The organism is Mesorhizobium sp. Cs1299R1N1 (assembly GCF_037179655.1).
GTDB classification, from domain to species: Bacteria; Pseudomonadota; Alphaproteobacteria; order Rhizobiales; family Rhizobiaceae; genus Mesorhizobium; species Mesorhizobium salmacidum.
The window spans coordinates 38,395-54,722 of sequence record NZ_JAPYKR010000007.1; the positions used below are offsets into that span (position 1 = coordinate 38,395).

Below are 16,328 nucleotides of genomic sequence, written 5' to 3' on the forward strand. Positions count from 1 at the left end.
AGACCCCCTTGCCCTCATTCCCCCAGGCTCACAGGGCCAACGACCGACCATTCGTGTCGACCGCTCCCAAGGGAGAGGCGAAGAAAGAAACGGACGAAACCATGATCTACGAACTGCGTATCTATGACTGCCTGCCGGGCAGACTGCCGACTTTGCTCAAGCGCTTTTCCGACCAAACGCTGGCCATCTGGGAGAGGCATGGCATCCGCCAAGCCGGGTTTTTCACCACGGCGATCGGCGAAAACAGCAATCGCCTCACCTATTTCCTCGCCTGGGAATCGCTGGCCGAGCGTGAGGCGAAATGGGCGGCTTTCGTCACCGATCCGGCATGGCACAGGGCCCGGGACGAGTCTGAGCGCGACGGGCAGATCATTGCCAATATCAGCAGCCAACTGCTCACGCCGACCGCTTTCTCGTCTGTGAAATAGGACTGCGCCATGAAGATCACCGACCTGCGGTGCGCCGTAATCGGCAAACATCCCATCGTCCGTATCGTCACCGACGAAGGTCTCTACGGCCTTGGCGAGGTCGAGTACACCAAGCCTTATCTCAAGCCATGGGTGCTGCATTTCCGCGAGGCGCTGATCGGCGAGGATCCGACCGACGTCGAGCGGGTCATGTTGAAGATCCGCCAACGCGGCTCTTTCAAGCCCTATGGCGCGGCGGTCAGCGCCATCGAACATGCGCTGTGGGACATAGCCGGCAAAGCCGCCGGCGTGCCGGCCTACAAGCTGCTCGGCGGCAAGGTGCGCGACAAGGTGCGCGTCTACAACGGCTCGATCCGCCAGAAGCGCACGGGCGACCGGCCGGAGGACTACGCCGCCGACGTCAAATGGATGATGGAGCAGCCGCAGAATTTCTTCATGGTCAAGCAAGGAATCTCGTTCCATTCCAACATGAAGGATACGGTCGATGGCTTCCATTACGGCGTGACGCAGAAGAAGGCCGGCTATCATGGTGCGATGGATCAGGGCGTGATCAGCGAACGTGGTTTCAACCACATGCTCGATTGCGTGATCGCGATGAAGGAAGTGTTGGGGGACAAGGTCAGCCTGGCACTCGACTGCGGCCCGGGCTGGATGCTGCCCGATGCGATCAAGTTCGCTCGCGCGGTCGAGAAGTACAATTTGATGTGGCTCGAGGACATGCTGACCGGCGACTATGTACCGTGGGTCAATCCGCAGGCCTACCGGGAGCTGACCAGCTCCACTTCGACGCCGATCCATACCGGCGAGCAGATTTACCTCAGGCACAATTTCAAGGAGCTGATCGAGACGCAGGCGGTGCGCGTCATCGGCCCCGATCCTGCCGACATTGGCGGCATTGCCGAGCTCAAATGGGTCGCCGAGCACGCCTATATGCACTCGATCCTGATGGCGCCGCACGGCACCGCGAACGGCCTGCTGGGCCTAGGCGCGCTGATCAATGTCTGCGCCACCTTGCCCGCCAACTACGTGGCGTTCGAATATCCCAGCGCCTCGGACCCCTGGTGGAAAGACATCGTCATCGGCCTGCCCAAGCAGATCGTGAAGGACAGCATGGTGGATCTGCTGGAAGCACCGGGGCTAGGCCTCGATATCGACGCCGAAGGCGCCAGGAAGTATTTGCTGGCGGAGGATGCCGGCTTCTTCGATTGATTGGCGCCGGTGGCCCTCGATCTCATCGACCGAGGGCATACTTCAAAGTGCGGATGCGAGCGGCTGCCATTGGAGCGTGGCCTGCACACCTTGCAACAACGGAAATCGGCGCATTGTTGACGTGCGCCGGCCTTGTTTAGTTATGGCGGATCTCGGTCCCGAGCACCTTCAGGCATTCGCGGATGAAGGCAGCGAGGGCTGTCCAACCCTTGGCCGACACCATTGTGCCGTCGACATAGGCCTCCGTCGGCGAGAGGTCGACATAGGTTCCGCCTGCCAACGTCACTTCCGGTTCGCAGGCGGCGAGCGCGCCGACCTTCTTGCCACGCACGACGCCGTCTACGGCAATCAGAATCTGGACCCCATGGCAGATCGTGAAAATCGGCTTCCGGGTGTCGTGGAAGTGGCGCACCATGGCTTGCACACGCTTATCCGTGCGGATGTATTCCGGGCCGCGGCCGCCAGCGCAGTATACGGCGTGGTATTGATCGAGCTGCTTTTCCGCCTCGGCAAACGTCTTGTTGATCACCTGAAAATGGCCGAGCTTCTCGGTGTAGGTCTGGTCGCCCTCGAAGTCGTGCAGGGAGGTCTTGATGAGATCTCCGGCCTTCTTGTCCGGGCAGACCACGTGGACGGTGTGACCGACGGCTTCCATCGCCTGCTGGTAGACGAAGATCTCGTACTCCTCGGTGAACTCGCCGGTGAGCATCAATATTTTCTTGCCTGACATAGTCGGTTCCTCTGTCGTGTGAAAAAAAGCCGGGCGAGCCATGCCGCGCCCCGCATTGGCTTTGTCCGTCCTCAGAATGGTGAGTTGGGGAAGTAGTATTCCTCGGCGTTGTCGTTGGTGGTCAGCGGCGCGGACATCGGTTTAGCCTCAATCGAAGGCCGGCAGCAGGCGATCGCGCGAGTGCTCGATGTGGGCGCGCATTGCTTTCGCGGCCGCATCGGGATCGGCCGAACCGAACGCGGCAAGGATCGCCTCATGCTCGTCCAGCGCCTCCTCGGTCACGCGGGAGTGGTACATCAGGCGAAAAATGTGGAAGTGGGTGTGTTGATAACCCAGCGTCTCGCGAATGAGCTCGTTTTCGGCATATTCCATGATCTTGTCGTGGAAAATCGCGTCCTGCCGGGCGAAGTTTGAGTAGCGCAGACGCTCGTCCTTGCCCTCGCGGCGCGACATCACGCCTGCTGCCTCCAGCAGCGTGCCGAGTTTGGCCTCGTCCATCGCGGCAGCGGCCTTCGCCGCCCCGTGCGGTTCGAGCAGGAGACGCATTTCGTATAATTCGTCGAAACGGCGCCGGCTGATCTGCGGTGCGGCGCGGTATCCGATCAGATGCGTCTTCAGAACCAGGCCTTCGCCTTCCAGACGCCCGAGCGCTTCGCGGATCGGCGTATGGGAAACGTCGAACTCCTTGACCAAATTGTCGACGGTGATGCGTGAACCGGGCGCGATCTTCAGCGACATCAGCTGCGCGAAAATGGCCTCGTAGACGTCCTCGGCCAGGCTGCTCGCGCGCTGGATGCGACCCGCTCCCGTGGGTGCTTCACCACTATTGCTCAAAATGACAGGTTGCATTCTTTCGCCTCTCGACAAGGGAGACTGCTAACACGAGGGTTTGACCGATGCAATACTATATCCTATACGATTTTTTCAGCGCCATTCAGTTCAAGGATCTTCGGTGCGGATTTTGCAATGCGACTTTCTCCGACGCCCTTCAAGGATGCAGCCTGTCATGAGCCTTCTCACAGCCCTCCGGCTCCCACGCGAAATTCTATTCGGGAAGGGGCAACGCCATGCACTGCCGGTCGTGGCCGCTCGCTACGGCCAACGCGCCCTGGTCTGCACCGACGAGCGTTTCGCCGGTACGGCCGTGTTCGCCGAAATCATGGCATCCTTGCGGGCAGCGTCGATCGAAGTGCTGGTCCATGACGATGTCCTCCCGGATGTGCCGCGCGACTCCGTGGCGGTGTGCGTCGAGGAAGCGCGGGACTTTGGGCCCGATATGGTGATCGGGATCGGCGGCGGCAGCTGTCTCGATTTCGCCAAATGCGCCGCCTTGCTGATCAGCCACGGCGGCGAACTCCACGACTACTACGGCGAGTTCAAGGTTCCGGGACCGACGCTGCCGCTGATCGCCGTGCCGACCACGGCGGGCACAGGGTCGGAGGTGACACCCGTCGCGGTGATCTCCGATCCGGACCGCACGCTCAAAGTCGGCATATCGAGCCCCCATCTGATCGCTGCCGTTGCCATCTGCGACCCCGAACTGACAATGACCTGTCCGCCGGGCCTGACGGCGATCGCCGGTGCGGACGCCCTCACGCATGCGATCGAGGCCTTCACGGCCATGCGCCGGGACGGTGACTTCACTCTGCCGCAACGCCACGTCTTCATTGGCAAGACGCCGCTGACCGACCATTTCGCGCTGCTGGCCGTCAAACTGCTCGGCCGCAGCCTGGAGAAGGCGTTTACTGACGGCGGCGACGCAGAGGCGCGCGCCGACGTGATGATGGGAGCGCTGGCGGCGGGTTGCGCATTCGGCACTGCCGGCACGGCGGCCGCACACGCCGTGCAATACCCGGCAGGCGCGCTCACACACACGCCGCATGGGCTGGGGGTGGCGACAATGATGCCTTATGTCATGAGCTACAACAGCCGTGTGGCCGCGGCGGAGATCGCCGAGATAGGGATTGCTCTTGGCCTTGAGCCGCACGGTCGAAGCGCCGACGAAATGGCGGGTGCGACCATCGAGGAGATCAGGCGTTTGTTTGCGGCGATCGGTATCACTCCGACGCTGGCCGGTCTGGGGCTTCCGGCCGACAAGCTCGATTGGACCGCCGAGCAGGCACTCGGCATCGATCGGCTGATCAAGAACAACCCGCGCTCATTCGACCTCACCGCCATGCGCCGCCTTGTCCAGGCTGCCTATGACGGCGACCTCAACGCCTGCGCCACGTGAACGTCAGGAACAAGACGATGAACCTTCCCTATAATGCCTTCCAGCTCGATCAGGACCCCTACGAAGTGCGGGGTTTTCCGCACCGACTCTACATTGGCGGACAATGGCTGCCGTCTTCCGACGGCGGGCTCATTGAGGTCACCGATCCATCCTCCGGCGCCGTGATCGCGGCGGTTCCCGATGCGACCCTGGAGGACGCCGCCGCAGCAGTCGAGGCAGCGGCCAAGGCCGCCAAGGGGTGGCGTGAGACCGCGCCACGCAAGCGCTCGGAGATTCTCAGGCGCTGTTTCGAGCTGATGGTCGAGCGGTCGGAGACGCTTGCCATGCTGATCTCGCTGGAGAACGGCAAGGCACTACGCGACGCGCGCGGCGAGGTGGCTTACGCCGCCGAATTCTTCCGCTGGAACGCCGAGGAAGCTGTTCGCATCACCGGCGAGTTCGGCATCGCTCCATCCGGAACCAACCGGATCGTGGTCGACTATCAGCCGATCGGCATCTGCGTCCTCATCACGCCGTGGAATTTCCCCGCCGCGATGGCGACACGCAAGATCGCACCGGCCCTCGCGGCAGGCTGCACGGTCATTCTGAAGCCGGCCAGCGAGACGCCGCTGACCGCCTATGCACTCGCCGCGCTCTACAGCGAAGCCGGCGTCCCGGACGGCGTCGTGAACGTGCTGACGACGTCGACACCCGGCCCCCTGACGTCGGCCATGCTGGCCGATCCGCGCGTCAGGAAGCTCTCCTTCACCGGCTCGACCGGGATCGGCCGGGCCTTGCTCGCCGAGGCCGCCAAACATGTGATCTCCTGTTCCATGGAGCTTGGCGGCAATGCACCCTTCATCGTCTTCGACGATGCCGATCTCGATGCGGCCCTCGATGGCGCCATGATCGCCAAAATGCGCAATGCCGGCGAAGCCTGTACCGCCGCCAACCGCATTTACGTCCAGTCGGGCATCCACGATGCGTTCGCCGACGGCCTGTCCCGGCGCATGGCCGCGCTCAAGATCGGCGCCGGCACCAGGGCAGAAACGGAATGTGGACCCATGATCACCAGGAAGGCGGTCGACAAGATCGACCGGCTGGTCAAGGACGCCGTCAATCGGGGTGCCAAAGTGTTGTGCGGCGGCTCGGTGCCTGAAGGAGATGGCTTTTTCTATCCTCCGACCGTCCTGTCCGAAGTCTCGCCGGACGCCGATATGGCGCATGAGGAGATTTTTGGCCCGGTGGCGCCCATCACCCGCTTCGAGAGCGAGGCGCAAGCCATCCTCCACGCCAACAACACCGAATACGGCCTCGCCGCCTATCTCTACACCCGCGATGTGGCCCGCGGCATGCGGGTGGCCTCGGAGATCGAGGCCGGCATGATCGGCCTCAACCGCGGCCTGATGTCGGATCCCGCCGCGCCCTTTGGCGGGGTCAAGCAGAGCGGCCTCGGGCGGGAAGGGGGCCAGCATCACGGCATCGCCGAGTTCATGGAGGCCAAATACATCGCTGTAACCTTCTGAGCGGACACCATGTCGAAGGATCCTTTTCGCACCCGCGACCACGTTGCCGATTTCGATGACATCGTGGCCGATATCGTCGCCCGCAGCGCCGCGACGCGGGCAGCGCTGCCCATGCTAGCGGATGTCGCCTATGGCCCGCACGAGGCCGAACGCCTCGACCTGTTCTTTCCGGAGGGACCGCGTATGGGCCTCCCGGTGCACATCTTCATCCATGGCGGCTACTGGCGCATGTTCACCAGAAGCGACTATTCCTACATTGCCGAAACGGTGACGAGCGCCGGGGCAATCGCGGTCGTGATCGACTATGCGCTGATGCCTGCCGTCAGGATGGCGGCAATCGTCGACCAGGTCCGGCGCGCGAGGCAATGGGTGCTGGATAATATCGCCGACCATGGCGGCGATCCAGGCCGGCTAAGCGTCAGCGGCCATTCCGCCGGGGCGCATCTGGCGACCTTTTTGTTCAACGAGGGTTCGGCCCCTTCGGCGGCACTTCTGCTCGGCGGGCTGTATGACTTGAAGCCTCTTCAGCATTCCTTCCTGGAGCCTTTGATAGGCTTGACCGACACGGAAGTTGAGGCATTTTCGCCGATGAGCAAATCCCACTCGCCCCGGACAAAAGTCACGGTGTTGGTCGGCGAGCGGGAGACGGAACCTTTTCACCAGCAGGCCAGCTTGTTTGCTGACCGCCTGACGGGGCAGCGCCTAAGTGTGTCGAAGGGCGTGCTCGAGGGGCGCAACCACATGGATAGCGTACGTGATTTGGGGCTGCGCGGGACAGCCGCGGGCGACTGGCTTCACGACGTCGTCGTGGCCGGATAGATTCGACCCGCCTCGTACTGCGGCCGCACGATGCTGTCTCATCGGCTCGAGAGTTCAGGCCTCGACTCGTCGCGACACGGGTGGAATCCGACACTGGTCCCGATGGGCAGACGCAAAAACGCCCCGTTAAGCTTCGCGCAATCTATGCGGCCTAGTCTGCCCATCAGATTGCGAGGCACCATGAAGCGCAAACCACTCTTGCTTTTCGCCTTCCCGGCCTTTGTCCTGCTGATCCTGGCGGCGGAGCGAATGGCCACGATCCTGCTCGGAACCTACCCCGCAAGCCCCGATATGTGGAAGATCTGGCTCGCCTTGCACCCGTCGTCCGGGATGGTCTGGCAGCAGGTCGATGTCTATCTGGGAGGGTCGATGGTCCTGGATTTCGCGTTGCTGGGCACGGCGCTGGGGACCTGCTGGATGGCATGTCAGGCCAGGAGGTCGGCCGCTTTCTTTCTTGCCAACCATGGCGCCCTGATCCTCGCGGCGTCGATGATTTTGATCGGCGGCCGCCCGCAGACCGCCAGCACCATTGCCGCGTTCACGGCGCCGAGCGGCCTTCAGTTCTCACTGACGATGGACTTCACCTGGCTGAACTGCATGCTGGCGGTCATCGGGGTGACGGCGTGCACCTATTGCCATTTTGCCTATGTCCGTGAACTCGGCATGCGCGTTGAATCGCGGCGTGTCCGGATGATGGCGCTGCAGAGGGATTTCTAGCGCGCCGCGCCGCGCCCGAGGCCAGAGCTAGTTTATCTTGTGATAGGTGACCTTGCCTTCCGGGGATACGCTCCGCTGGTAGTTGGAGCTTGGCGCGGGAGGCACTGCCGGAGCCGACCTCCTTCGCGTCACGCGCGGCATATCCTCGACAGCAGGCTGGTCGTCGGCGGCGCTGGCAACCGCCGCCGTATCTTCGGCGGGTGAGGGGAGTTCCACGACGCGCGGCATGTCGCCACCGTGATTTCCCGACATGTCCGGCGCTTGCCGGGCGATGGTGGCGTTGACCTCGCCGAAGCTCGCCCGCAGCCGGTCGTCCAGCGCCTCGAACCGGCTTTGGAATCCGTTGTTGACGGTGTCCAGCCGCGCGCTCATCCGCTGCTCGAACTGGCCGAGGTCTTCCAGCCGCGCCTCGATCGCGCGCAGGTCGTTGATGCCACGGTAGAGATAGACGGCCGCGGTGGCATTCAGAAGGGCAAACAGCGCCAGGCCGACACAAACGGCAACGGCCAATCTGAACCGGCTTTTCTCCTTGTCGAGCAATGGCGGTTCGACCGCCGCCACCAGGTCGTCGGGATCGCTGATCGTCGTCATTGGACCACCACCTTGGTGCCGACAGGCACGCGCCTGAAAAGATCGATGACATCGGTATTGGTCAGGCGAAAACAACCCGACGTGCCGTCGAAACCCACGCCCGAAGGATCGTTGGTGCCATGGATGCGATAGAGCGTGTCGCGACCGTCCCGAAGCAGATAGAGCGCCCGTGCGCCGAGCGGGTTGTAGGGCCCCGAGGGGACCATGTCAGGCAATTCCGGCCGGCGGGCGCGCATTTCCCGGGGTGGGCGCCACGCCGGCCACTCCGTCTTCGCCCCCACCTGGACCGTACCCGTCCAGCCGAAACCATCGCGTCCAACACTGATCCGGTAGCGCAGGGCCTCGCCCTTGCCGGTCACCAGATAGAGCGCTTTTTCCTGCTTGCGGATGATTATGGTTCCAATCTTCTCGGCGGTGGAAAACGCCACTGTCTTGCGCAGGCTGGGACCCATGGCCGGCAAGGGCGGGCGGCTGTCCGCCCACGCGCTCTGTCCGGCCGCAGGCGCCAGCGCCAGGCCGAGGAGGCAGGCCGCCGTCAGTCGAAAGCGTTGGCCGCTAGCGGGCCGCATCGTCGAGCCGCTCGCGGAACATCTTCTTCAGGTCCTTGTTGAAGCGCGCCCGCCCATCCACTTCGGACGGCAGCATCGCGCGGTTCAGGGCGTCGGCCAGCAGGGCGTTGTCGAGGCCGACCGACTTGATGTTCGGCGCCTTGAATATCTTCTCCAGCTCGCTGCGCGAGAAGTGGTTGCCGAACCATTTGCGCTTGTGCTTGTTGGCCACCAGCGTGATTGAGACGGCATTGCCGCGCAGCTCACGGATCTTCTTGTAGAGCCGTTTGCCTTGCCGCAGCGAGGCGACATTGAGCTCGAACACGATGAAGATCTCGTCGCTCGTCGACAGCACGGAATTGTGCCAGGGCGTTTCGATGTTCGGCAGGTCGATGACGATGTCGTCGAAACGGTAGGCCACGAGGTCGAGCAGCCGGAAGACGAAATCGGCGCCATGCGGCTCGAACGGCAGTTGCGGCCGCTCGAAGGCATAGAGCGTCAGGCCGGACGGCCGCGACAGCTTGATGACATCCATCAGTTCGACATCGAGCCGTTCCGGCTGGCCGATGATGCCGGCAAGGTCGAACTGGTTGAACAGGTTGAGATAGGCGCCGCAATTGGCGCTCTGGAAGTCGAGGTCGACCAGGCAGGTCGAGGCCGCGCGCTCGGTCGATTTCGAGGCCAGGAATTCGGCCGCCGATAGCGCCAGCGTCGTGGCGCCGGCGCCGCCGCTGGCGCTGATGAAGGTGATGATGCGGCTCTTGGCGCCCTGATTGCCGCTGTCATGGAAGGTGACGGCGTTGAGCAACTCCTTGCCGTCGAGCGGCTTGTGCAGCCAGTCCGAGGCATTCATGCGCACCAGCACACGCGTCTGCTCCGACGTCAGCTCGTCGGAAACCGCGATCAGCGGCACGGTCGCCCACAGCGCGCGCGCCTCGACGATGCCAGGATTGCCAAGCAATTCGCCATTGCCGAGATCGAGGATGACGATGCCCGGGCGCGTGTCGGCCGGCGGCCCCTTGAGAAAATCACCCGTCTCGGCAACCCGCACATCATAGATCGCCAGCGCATCCAACCGCGTCGCCACATCGCGCTTGAAATTCGGATCGGAGGAAAACAGCGCAACCTGCTTTCGCTTGGTCGGCAGAACCTTGGTGTTGAAGGCGTTCATGGCCAGGTACTCTTCATGTCTTCGCCCGTGACCGTGCTCAGCATGGAGGGCATGGTGATGCTGGTGAACCTCAGGAAGAAGAAGTTGAATGTCAGGTTTTGCAGACTGACGGTGATCGTTGGCACCGGTCCACCCAGACGGGTCTGGTAGCCGAGACCGGTGGCCGTGTAGGTGATGACAATGTTGTCGCGACGCAGGCCCCGGAAAAAGTGACACATGCCGGAGCGTTGGTTTGCGCCCAGTGGGGGGCACGTGTTGTCGTTGGTAACCGCCGTATCGCCTCGAAAAATCCGACTGAAATCGTTGGCACTGAATTTGGTGGAGTCGCCGTTGCAAGCCCCGGTGTTGCCGGTGTACTTGCAGACGAAGGGCGCGTACGCTCCGGCAGCAACCGGCGCGCCCGGATTCGCGGTCGGCGCGGCTGCCGCCAATGCCGTTGCAATCGGATTGGAAATGGATGCCAGCCGGGCTCCGATCTGCACGGCCTTGGTCGCTTCGTTCCACTGATAGAACGCATAGCCGAAATCGACGAAGCCGAGGACAAGCGTGAACAGCAGTGACGAGACGATGGTCATTTCCACCATCGCCGCGCCGTCTTCCGATTTTGCAAAACGTTTGAGCATGGTCAGAACCGGATCAACCGCTCGTCGTGGGAGCCATGAATCGTGAGCGGCCCGATGCCGATGAACGACAGCATTCCAACACCTGCGTATGGGTAGGAGCCGACCGCGCGGACGGTGCAGACCTGTGCCGTGGTGGAGCGATATTGGGTAACGCCGCCCACCACGGTATCCTTGCATGCGTTGTTCATCGTCACCGTCGCATACGATGTCGCCCCTGATGTCTGCCAGCCGCTGACGCGCGCGCTGCCGGTGCCGGTCGGGTTGCCGAACACCGCGATGTTCGCGGCCATGGTGGCGCAGTCGATCGCCGCCAGCCCCGCATCGGTATACATCTGGCTGTTGCAGCGCGCGGCAAAGCGAGCCCCGTCTGTAAGCCCGGCCTCCATCAGCAGCTTGTCATGGATCAGGTTGCCGAACTCGAACACTCCTGCGGACAGGATCAGCATCAGCGGGGTGATCAGTGTCATCTCGACAATCACCGCGCCGCGTTGGTCGTGTCGAAATCGACCGAGATATCGGGACAGCATCTTGAACATCGCGATCACCGGTAGAGCTGCGCTTCGTCGCGCAAGTAGTTGTCGAGCGTACCGCTGCCGCCCTTGCCGGTGATGTCGACCAGCTCGACGTAGATATTCTTGCCGTCCATGACCGGCTCGGTGATGAAGAAGCTGCCGAATCTCCTGACCGGAATGCCCGTCTGGCGGCCGCTGAAATTCGTGCCCGAAGCCTTGAGCGCATTGCAGTCCAGGATTGCGCCGTAAAGCAACCGGCGGTCGGGCGTCGAGATCGGGGTGCCGGCTCCTGCGGGCGGCGTGCCCTTTTCACCTCCAACCGAAGCATCGCCGACGATACTGTCATTGGTGAGCGGGTTTCCGTCGGGATCGATCTCGTAACGGTAAACCTCATACCGCGTCGGGAGGTTGGCACCGGTTCCTGATAAAGCCGTAGGCACCGCACGCGTGGGATGATTGGCGGCCCAGTAGCGTGCGAAGTTCCAGTCGCCGGCGCCCATGCGACCGCCCATCATGGTACAGTTGCCGGCGATCTGGCACGAATCGCGTTCAAGGCCGACACCCTTTGTCGGATCCGTTTCGTAGGTGACCTTGTTGCTCTTGACGTACTGGTCCCCGTTCGTGGCACCCTTGCGCACGTTGACCGCGGGCCCATCCGAGTAGCTGGACGCGTCGATACCGAAGCGCGAGTTGATGCCATTTTGCACCGGACCCGCATTCTGTCCCGGCTCAGTGTCGACGCCGTCGCGCGAATAGCAATTCTGCGGCTTGGAGTCGGCGAGCATCTTTTCAAGTTCATTGGCGCCGTTGCCGAACGGCGAGGCCAGGAAAGCGAAATTGCCGGGGAAGTAAGACCCGTCGCCGCGCAACATGATTTGGCGGCGACGGTATTGCCTGGTTTGCGCTGCCTGTTCCAGTGTGACGCCACCGGTGATGGTTGTGTCCTCATACGGGTTGCACATGAAAACGGGCGTGTAATCGCAGACGCCCGACGTGAACCCGGCAGTCGCCCGGGCAGCAACGTTGAAGCCGTTACTGGCCGAGTTGCCCGTCAGAAACGACGCGGGGAATATCGCGGCGAAACCAGTCGGCGTCACCTTCACTTCAATGAATGCGGTTTCGTCTTCGCCGACAGATTGCGTTGCATTGGCATAGTTTGCGCTGGTGACGAGAGTCCCGTCTGACGCGGGTATGGTCTTCAGGAAACACCACGAAATGTTGCCGGCGCTGTTGCATCGTGCAGTGCCGCCCGGTTGCGCGGAAGTCAAAGTGAACCGGCCAGAAGGGCCAACGGTTGAGAAAGTGGCCTCGTTGGCAACCAGCGTCGCCATGGCGCGTTCGGCTCTGGCCCACGAACCGGGCAAGCCATCGAGCTCGGCGGCTCCAGCCAACGCAAAGGCATCAGCCGCCTTCTGCAGATCATTGTGCAGATTGTTGACTCGGCTCATGTCGATTGCCAGCAGCGAAAAGCCGATAATTGCCGGCAGCATCACGCTGACCAGGATCAGCGCTATTCCCCTCTGATCGTGCCAGAAGGCGCGAATGGTCCGCAACATGGCCTTACTCTTTGCTCCCCTGACGCCAGGTTCCTCGTACGGCCTGGCGCGGTGAAACCGCATCCTTCCGTTCAGTTTACTGTGTCGTAGTAGTCGCACCCGCCCCGCCGACGTTGACCGTGATCGCCGGCGGCGGCGGTGGTGGCGGTGGATATTTGTATCTTTGTGCAACGGCGGCGGCGCGCGTGCCGTCGCCCTCGATGTGTGTGTTCCTGGAGGCCGGATTGAGCGGGTCGACCGTCTGCAGCAGCGAATTGTATTTCTGCGTATCGCCGGCGGCCAGCGTCACCGAGTCATAGTGGTTCAGATAGTCCGCGGCGCAGCCCGTCAGCAGGCCGGTGCACAGAATGAGGACCAAAGCGCTATTTCTTGACATAAAGCATCTTGTCCTTCGATTTGAAGTCCAGCATGTGGCCATAGGGGCCGGTGACGCCGTCGCCCGTTTCGTATTTTCGGATCATGTCCTTGTTCACCTCGAGCTGACCGAGGACGAAGAATTCCGGATCGTTGGCGGGCCGCGTCTTGTCGAACGGCGTCTCGAGCTGCTCGCCGGGTTTTACTGGCCGCACGAGATGCGGCGTGACGATGACGACCAGTTCCGTCTCTTCCTTCTGGTTGCTCGAATTGCGGAACAGCGTGCCGATGACAGGCACCTGGCCGAGCCACGGCACCTGGTTCTGAAGCTTGGTGGTCTTGCTGGACAGAAGTCCGCCGACCGCGAAACTCTGGCCGTCGCGCAATTCGACTACAGTCGACAGTTTGCGGTTGGTGAAGATCGGGTCGCCGGCGGTGGTGAAGCCGGTCAGGTCGCTGACCTCCGGCGCCAGGTTCATATGGATCTTCGTGTCGTCGAGTACGACTGGCGTGAACACCAGATTGACGCCGAATTGCTTGTACACGATGCTAATCTCGTCATTTTTGTCGAGAGTGCGAATAGGGACTTCACCGCCGGCGTTGAAGCTGGCCTGTTCACCGGAAAGCGTGGTGAGGTTGGGGTTCGCAAGCATGCGCACCGCGCCCTTGGCTTCGAGCGCTTCGATGTACAAGTCGACCTTGATGTTGCTGTCGATGACGCGCGTGAGCAGTGCGCCGAACGGCGAGGATTCAGACAGGAGATTGCTGAGCAACGTCCCCGGTCCGAGCACGACCTTGTCTTTGTCGACGGCTGCGATTCCAGTGCCGACTTTAGTCGTGCCATCGCCGTTCGTGCTCCTGATAGACACGCCGAGATCACGGCCCGCATTGCGCTTGGCTTCCAAAACCCGCACTTCGAGATTGACCTGCTGGCTCTCGTCGACCGTGACAGAATTGATAATGTCGTCGGGACCATATTGCTTTGCCACTTCCAGGATCGCCGCCAGCGTGGCGCCGTCCTTGACATGACCGCCAAGCCTGACCCTGCCGTTGACCGAACCGACTTCGATACGCGACCTTGGCGCCACCTGACGGATCGCCTGCGCCATGTCGCTGACGTCGACGCCGACCTCGATCTGGATGACGCCGAGCGAGCGTTTGTCGGTGGAAAACAGATTGACCGTGGTGGTGCCGGCGCTCTTGCCGATGACATAGAGCGTGCGGTCGGTCATCGGCTGGGCATCGGCGATCTTCTCGTCACCGACGACAATGTCGCCGAGATTGGCATTCACCTGGATTGTCACCGATTGCGACGCCGGCAGGAAGACGCGATGAACGCTGGGATTCGACACGTCGATGAACCGGTCGGCTGCTTCAGCCGCCAGGCTAGACAGCAACAGCGCCGCCAGACACGACAACGCGGCCGCCGCCATCCTCACCCAAACCCCCTGCATCCCCGTCTCCCCAATCGCTGCGGTGGCAGCCCGTTGTCATTAGCCGCAGCTTATCACGGTTGTCGCGGCACGTCATATGTCTCGAGCTTCACGCCCCGGAAGACGCCGACAGTCGCCCGCGCCGGCGGCGCGGGGGTCACATATTTAACCACTTCCTTGACGACTTCCTGAACTTCCGGGGCCGACGCCACAGCCGGAGCCGGCTTCACCTTGCTCAGGTCGTCGAGCTTGCTTCCGACCCGGTCGACTGCCTGCGTCAACCCCGCGATCTTATCATCGGCGCGCTTGCGCGCATCTTCCGCACGCTGACGTTCGGCTGCGGCTGTAGCGTCGGCTGCAGCTTGCTTGGCCAGCTCCGCCTGTCGTTTGGCGACGTCTTCAGGCATTTCGCCGGTCAGGTCGGACAGCGTCACGCGCTCGGTCGTCTCACCTTTGCTGGCGGCGGCCTGGCGGAGCGCCAGGGATAACTGGCCGGCGCCGGCGGCCAAGGTCAGCTTCTGCGCGTCCCTGGTGCTGGCCTCGAGCGTTACCGATTTGACGACCGTCGGGCTGTCCTTGCTTTCGTCGGCGACCTGGTCGACGGCCAGCACTTTCATGCTCTGCAACAGCACATCGACAAAACTCTTGTCCGGACCATCGTCGCTGCGCACGGTGCGCGTCAAAAGCACATCGACGCGATCACCCGGGAAGACGAACCCGGCGACGCCAAGCACGTCGTTAACCCGGATGGAAACGGCCTTCATGCCTTCACCCAGAACCGCCGAAAGCGTGGCGCGCTGGCCGGGGCCGGTGATCTTAGTAGCGAGGATTGGTTCGTTGACGCCGATCGCCTGCAAAGCCTGCTTCGAGCCATCACCAGCGAGCAGTTCCTTCGTCGTCTTGAAGGCGCCGGCCGGAACCGCGCCAGATGGCCATGCAACATCACGCAATTTGTCGGCCGACAGGGTGTCGCCGAACTTGATGTCCACTGCGGCCACCACGACCGTATCGCGCGGGACGTCGCCCGTTTGCGCCATCGCATTTCGCTGATTGGCAAGCCAGATGTTGGCGAGAACAACCGCAATAACGCCGAACACGCCGGCGAGAACAATCATGATGACAGTATTTGCGCGCATGACCCAGCCCCTTGATTCCCCCAGGCAAACACTCGTCGCCCCGTGTAGAGATTTGGGCCCGGGATAAAGCCCGGGCCCAAAATGTCGTTAGCCCAGGTTGAGCGCGGTAGTCAGCGTGCCCCAAGATGTGGTCACATAGCCACCGACCAGAACAATCGCCGCAATTGCCGCGGCGCTGATCAGACCAATCAGGATCGAGTATTCGACCATGGCAGCGCCGTTTTCGTCGTCGCGCAACTGCCGGGTCATCGTCATGAGCTTCTTCATGTCAATTTTCTCCCTTTGGAGGTTTGAACCCGACGAGACGAGCCAGAGATGAAATCCATACCCAAGCATCCCCCGTCATCTCGATCCTAGGTCCCGAGAAATTGCGGAGTCAAACGGGATTAACGGTTCCTTAACTTTCCAATACATGAACTTTCGGGTTGAGCGCCGCTTTAAATTTCAGCAAGAGCTTGATTCGTCTAATTTTTCAAGCGCCCTTAACCATTCGTTCACAATTACGCATAGACCCTAATAAAGACACGGCTACTTTAGCCATATGGCATATCCCTTTATATCTAAGGGGTTATAGCCAGATATGGAGCAAGTGCCATGCCGGAGCACGCACGAGGCGTAGGGCGTTCCAAAGCTTAGTGCACCACTCATGTTTGACGGCGTGGAGGCTAGAAATAAAAACGATATTTTCCGGCGCCGCTTCTTAACTATGTTGAAAGTATTGGCTGCGCGGCGCATGCCCCGGCGCTTGTGCGTCGCGTGGTTA

At 61.9% G+C, this 16,328-nt stretch carries 18 protein-coding genes; 6 read left to right on the forward strand and 12 right to left on the reverse strand.

Annotation, left to right across the window (positions count from 1 at the left end; all coding sequences use genetic code 11):
- Positions 1 to 101 precede the first annotated feature (101 nt).
- Positions 102 to 428 carry an NIPSNAP family protein gene (locus O7A70_RS16435; protein ID WP_140505846.1) on the forward strand — a complete coding sequence of 109 codons (327 nt, stop codon included), beginning with the start codon at positions 102 to 104 and terminating at the stop codon, positions 426 to 428.
- Positions 429 to 437: 9 nt separating this feature from the next.
- On the forward strand, positions 438 to 1,637 hold the full coding sequence (locus O7A70_RS16440) for a mandelate racemase/muconate lactonizing enzyme family protein (RefSeq protein ID WP_337141292.1): 1,200 nt from the start codon (positions 438 to 440) through the stop codon (positions 1,635 to 1,637).
- Positions 1,638 to 1,773: 136 nt separating this feature from the next.
- On the opposite strand, the gene O7A70_RS16445 is transcribed toward O7A70_RS16440, so the two are convergent.
- Together O7A70_RS16445 and O7A70_RS16450 are read right to left on the reverse strand one after the other, a co-directional pair.
- The gene (locus O7A70_RS16445) at positions 1,774 to 2,367 is read right to left on the reverse strand and encodes a DJ-1/PfpI family protein (RefSeq protein WP_140505914.1); all 594 of its coding nucleotides are present in this window, start codon (positions 2,365 to 2,367) and stop codon (positions 1,774 to 1,776) included.
- A gap of 147 nt (positions 2,368 to 2,514) precedes the next feature.
- Entirely contained in the window at positions 2,515 to 3,216 is a 702-nt protein-coding gene (locus O7A70_RS16450; RefSeq protein ID WP_337141293.1) for a GntR family transcriptional regulator, read from the reverse strand.
- A 157-nt stretch (positions 3,217 to 3,373) separates the two neighbouring features.
- Between O7A70_RS16450 and O7A70_RS16455 the strand changes: the two genes are divergently transcribed.
- The 4 genes from O7A70_RS16455 to O7A70_RS16470 all read left to right on the forward strand — a co-directional run bounded on the left by O7A70_RS16455 (position 3,374) and on the right by O7A70_RS16470 (position 7,641).
- Positions 3,374 to 4,600: an iron-containing alcohol dehydrogenase gene (locus tag O7A70_RS16455; RefSeq protein WP_337141622.1), complete on the forward strand. Its 1,227-nt coding sequence runs from the start codon at positions 3,374 to 3,376 to the stop codon at positions 4,598 to 4,600.
- Between the two features lie 17 nt (positions 4,601 to 4,617).
- A complete protein-coding gene (locus O7A70_RS16460; protein ID WP_337141294.1) occupies positions 4,618 to 6,105 on the forward strand; it encodes an NAD-dependent succinate-semialdehyde dehydrogenase in 1,488 nt (495 codons plus the stop codon).
- 9 nt (positions 6,106 to 6,114) lie between these two features.
- The gene (locus O7A70_RS16465; protein WP_337141295.1) at positions 6,115 to 6,924 is read left to right on the forward strand and encodes an alpha/beta hydrolase; all 810 of its coding nucleotides are present in this window, start codon (positions 6,115 to 6,117) and stop codon (positions 6,922 to 6,924) included.
- A gap of 249 nt (positions 6,925 to 7,173) precedes the next feature.
- Positions 7,174 to 7,641, forward strand: coding sequence for a hypothetical protein (locus O7A70_RS16470; RefSeq protein ID WP_337141296.1), 468 nt, complete (start codon positions 7,174 to 7,176; stop codon positions 7,639 to 7,641).
- Positions 7,642 to 7,668: 27 nt separating this feature from the next.
- Here the strand turns inward: O7A70_RS16470 and O7A70_RS16475 are convergent, their stop codons facing one another.
- The 10 genes from O7A70_RS16475 to O7A70_RS16520 all read right to left on the reverse strand — a co-directional run bounded on the left by O7A70_RS16475 (position 7,669) and on the right by O7A70_RS16520 (position 15,832).
- A complete protein-coding gene (locus tag O7A70_RS16475; protein WP_337141297.1) occupies positions 7,669 to 8,232 on the reverse strand; it encodes a hypothetical protein in 564 nt (187 codons plus the stop codon).
- Complete coding sequence (locus O7A70_RS16480) at positions 8,229 to 8,801, reverse strand: L,D-transpeptidase (protein WP_337141298.1); 573 nt, start codon at positions 8,799 to 8,801, stop codon at positions 8,229 to 8,231. Before O7A70_RS16480 ends, O7A70_RS16475 begins: the two co-directional genes overlap by 4 nt.
- Positions 8,788 to 9,951: an AAA family ATPase gene (locus O7A70_RS16485; protein WP_337141299.1), complete on the reverse strand. Its 1,164-nt coding sequence runs from the start codon at positions 9,949 to 9,951 to the stop codon at positions 8,788 to 8,790. Before O7A70_RS16485 ends, O7A70_RS16480 begins: the two co-directional genes overlap by 14 nt.
- Positions 9,948 to 10,574, reverse strand: coding sequence for a TadE/TadG family type IV pilus assembly protein (locus tag O7A70_RS16490; RefSeq protein ID WP_337141300.1), 627 nt, complete (start codon positions 10,572 to 10,574; stop codon positions 9,948 to 9,950). Before O7A70_RS16490 ends, O7A70_RS16485 begins: the two co-directional genes overlap by 4 nt.
- A gap of 2 nt (positions 10,575 to 10,576) precedes the next feature.
- Positions 10,577 to 11,110: a TadE/TadG family type IV pilus assembly protein gene (locus tag O7A70_RS16495; protein ID WP_337141301.1), complete on the reverse strand. Its 534-nt coding sequence runs from the start codon at positions 11,108 to 11,110 to the stop codon at positions 10,577 to 10,579.
- 5 nt (positions 11,111 to 11,115) lie between these two features.
- A complete protein-coding gene (locus tag O7A70_RS16500) occupies positions 11,116 to 12,642 on the reverse strand; it encodes a TadE/TadG family type IV pilus assembly protein (RefSeq protein ID WP_337141302.1) in 1,527 nt (508 codons plus the stop codon).
- A 76-nt stretch (positions 12,643 to 12,718) separates the two neighbouring features.
- Positions 12,719 to 13,018, reverse strand: coding sequence for a hypothetical protein (locus tag O7A70_RS16505; protein WP_337141303.1), 300 nt, complete (start codon positions 13,016 to 13,018; stop codon positions 12,719 to 12,721).
- A complete protein-coding gene (locus O7A70_RS16510; RefSeq protein ID WP_337141304.1) occupies positions 13,005 to 14,450 on the reverse strand; it encodes a type II and III secretion system protein family protein in 1,446 nt (481 codons plus the stop codon). The genes O7A70_RS16505 and O7A70_RS16510 overlap by 14 nt, the downstream gene beginning before the upstream one ends.
- A gap of 53 nt (positions 14,451 to 14,503) precedes the next feature.
- The gene (gene cpaB / locus O7A70_RS16515; protein ID WP_337141305.1) at positions 14,504 to 15,565 is read right to left on the reverse strand and encodes a Flp pilus assembly protein CpaB; all 1,062 of its coding nucleotides are present in this window, start codon (positions 15,563 to 15,565) and stop codon (positions 14,504 to 14,506) included.
- A gap of 87 nt (positions 15,566 to 15,652) precedes the next feature.
- Positions 15,653 to 15,832, reverse strand: a complete 180-nt coding sequence (locus tag O7A70_RS16520) for a Flp family type IVb pilin (RefSeq protein WP_337141306.1) — start codon at positions 15,830 to 15,832, stop codon at positions 15,653 to 15,655.
- Between the last annotated feature and the right edge of the window lie 496 nt (positions 15,833 to 16,328).

What these genes read in the sequence shown, in the direction of transcription:
- O7A70_RS16435 (WP_140505846.1), top strand. Translation starts at nt 102, where the DNA reads ATGATCTACGAACTGCGTATCTATGACTGCCTGCCGGGCAGACTGCCG.
- O7A70_RS16440 (WP_337141292.1), top strand. Translation starts at nt 438, where the DNA reads ATGAAGATCACCGACCTGCGGTGCGCCGTAATCGGCAAACATCCCATC.
- O7A70_RS16445 (WP_140505914.1), bottom strand. Translation starts at nt 2,367, where the DNA reads ATGTCAGGCAAGAAAATATTGATGCTCACCGGCGAGTTCACCGAGGAG.
- O7A70_RS16450 (WP_337141293.1), bottom strand. Translation starts at nt 3,216, where the DNA reads ATGCAACCTGTCATTTTGAGCAATAGTGGTGAAGCACCCACGGGAGCG.
- O7A70_RS16455 (WP_337141622.1), top strand. Translation starts at nt 3,374, where the DNA reads ATGAGCCTTCTCACAGCCCTCCGGCTCCCACGCGAAATTCTATTCGGG.
- O7A70_RS16460 (WP_337141294.1), top strand. Translation starts at nt 4,618, where the DNA reads ATGAACCTTCCCTATAATGCCTTCCAGCTCGATCAGGACCCCTACGAA.
- O7A70_RS16465 (WP_337141295.1), top strand. Translation starts at nt 6,115, where the DNA reads ATGTCGAAGGATCCTTTTCGCACCCGCGACCACGTTGCCGATTTCGAT.
- O7A70_RS16470 (WP_337141296.1), top strand. Translation starts at nt 7,174, where the DNA reads ATGGCCACGATCCTGCTCGGAACCTACCCCGCAAGCCCCGATATGTGG.
- O7A70_RS16475 (WP_337141297.1), bottom strand. Translation starts at nt 8,232, where the DNA reads ATGACGACGATCAGCGATCCCGACGACCTGGTGGCGGCGGTCGAACCG.
- O7A70_RS16480 (WP_337141298.1), bottom strand. Translation starts at nt 8,801, where the DNA reads ATGCGGCCCGCTAGCGGCCAACGCTTTCGACTGACGGCGGCCTGCCTC.
- O7A70_RS16485 (WP_337141299.1), bottom strand. Translation starts at nt 9,951, where the DNA reads ATGAACGCCTTCAACACCAAGGTTCTGCCGACCAAGCGAAAGCAGGTT.
- O7A70_RS16490 (WP_337141300.1), bottom strand. Translation starts at nt 10,574, where the DNA reads ATGCTCAAACGTTTTGCAAAATCGGAAGACGGCGCGGCGATGGTGGAA.
- O7A70_RS16495 (WP_337141301.1), bottom strand. Translation starts at nt 11,110, where the DNA reads ATGTTCAAGATGCTGTCCCGATATCTCGGTCGATTTCGACACGACCAA.
- O7A70_RS16500 (WP_337141302.1), bottom strand. Translation starts at nt 12,642, where the DNA reads ATGTTGCGGACCATTCGCGCCTTCTGGCACGATCAGAGGGGAATAGCG.
- O7A70_RS16505 (WP_337141303.1), bottom strand. Translation starts at nt 13,018, where the DNA reads ATGTCAAGAAATAGCGCTTTGGTCCTCATTCTGTGCACCGGCCTGCTG.
- O7A70_RS16510 (WP_337141304.1), bottom strand. Translation starts at nt 14,450, where the DNA reads ATGCAGGGGGTTTGGGTGAGGATGGCGGCGGCCGCGTTGTCGTGTCTG.
- cpaB (WP_337141305.1), bottom strand. Translation starts at nt 15,565, where the DNA reads ATGCGCGCAAATACTGTCATCATGATTGTTCTCGCCGGCGTGTTCGGC.
- O7A70_RS16520 (WP_337141306.1), bottom strand. Translation starts at nt 15,832, where the DNA reads ATGAAGAAGCTCATGACGATGACCCGGCAGTTGCGCGACGACGAAAAC.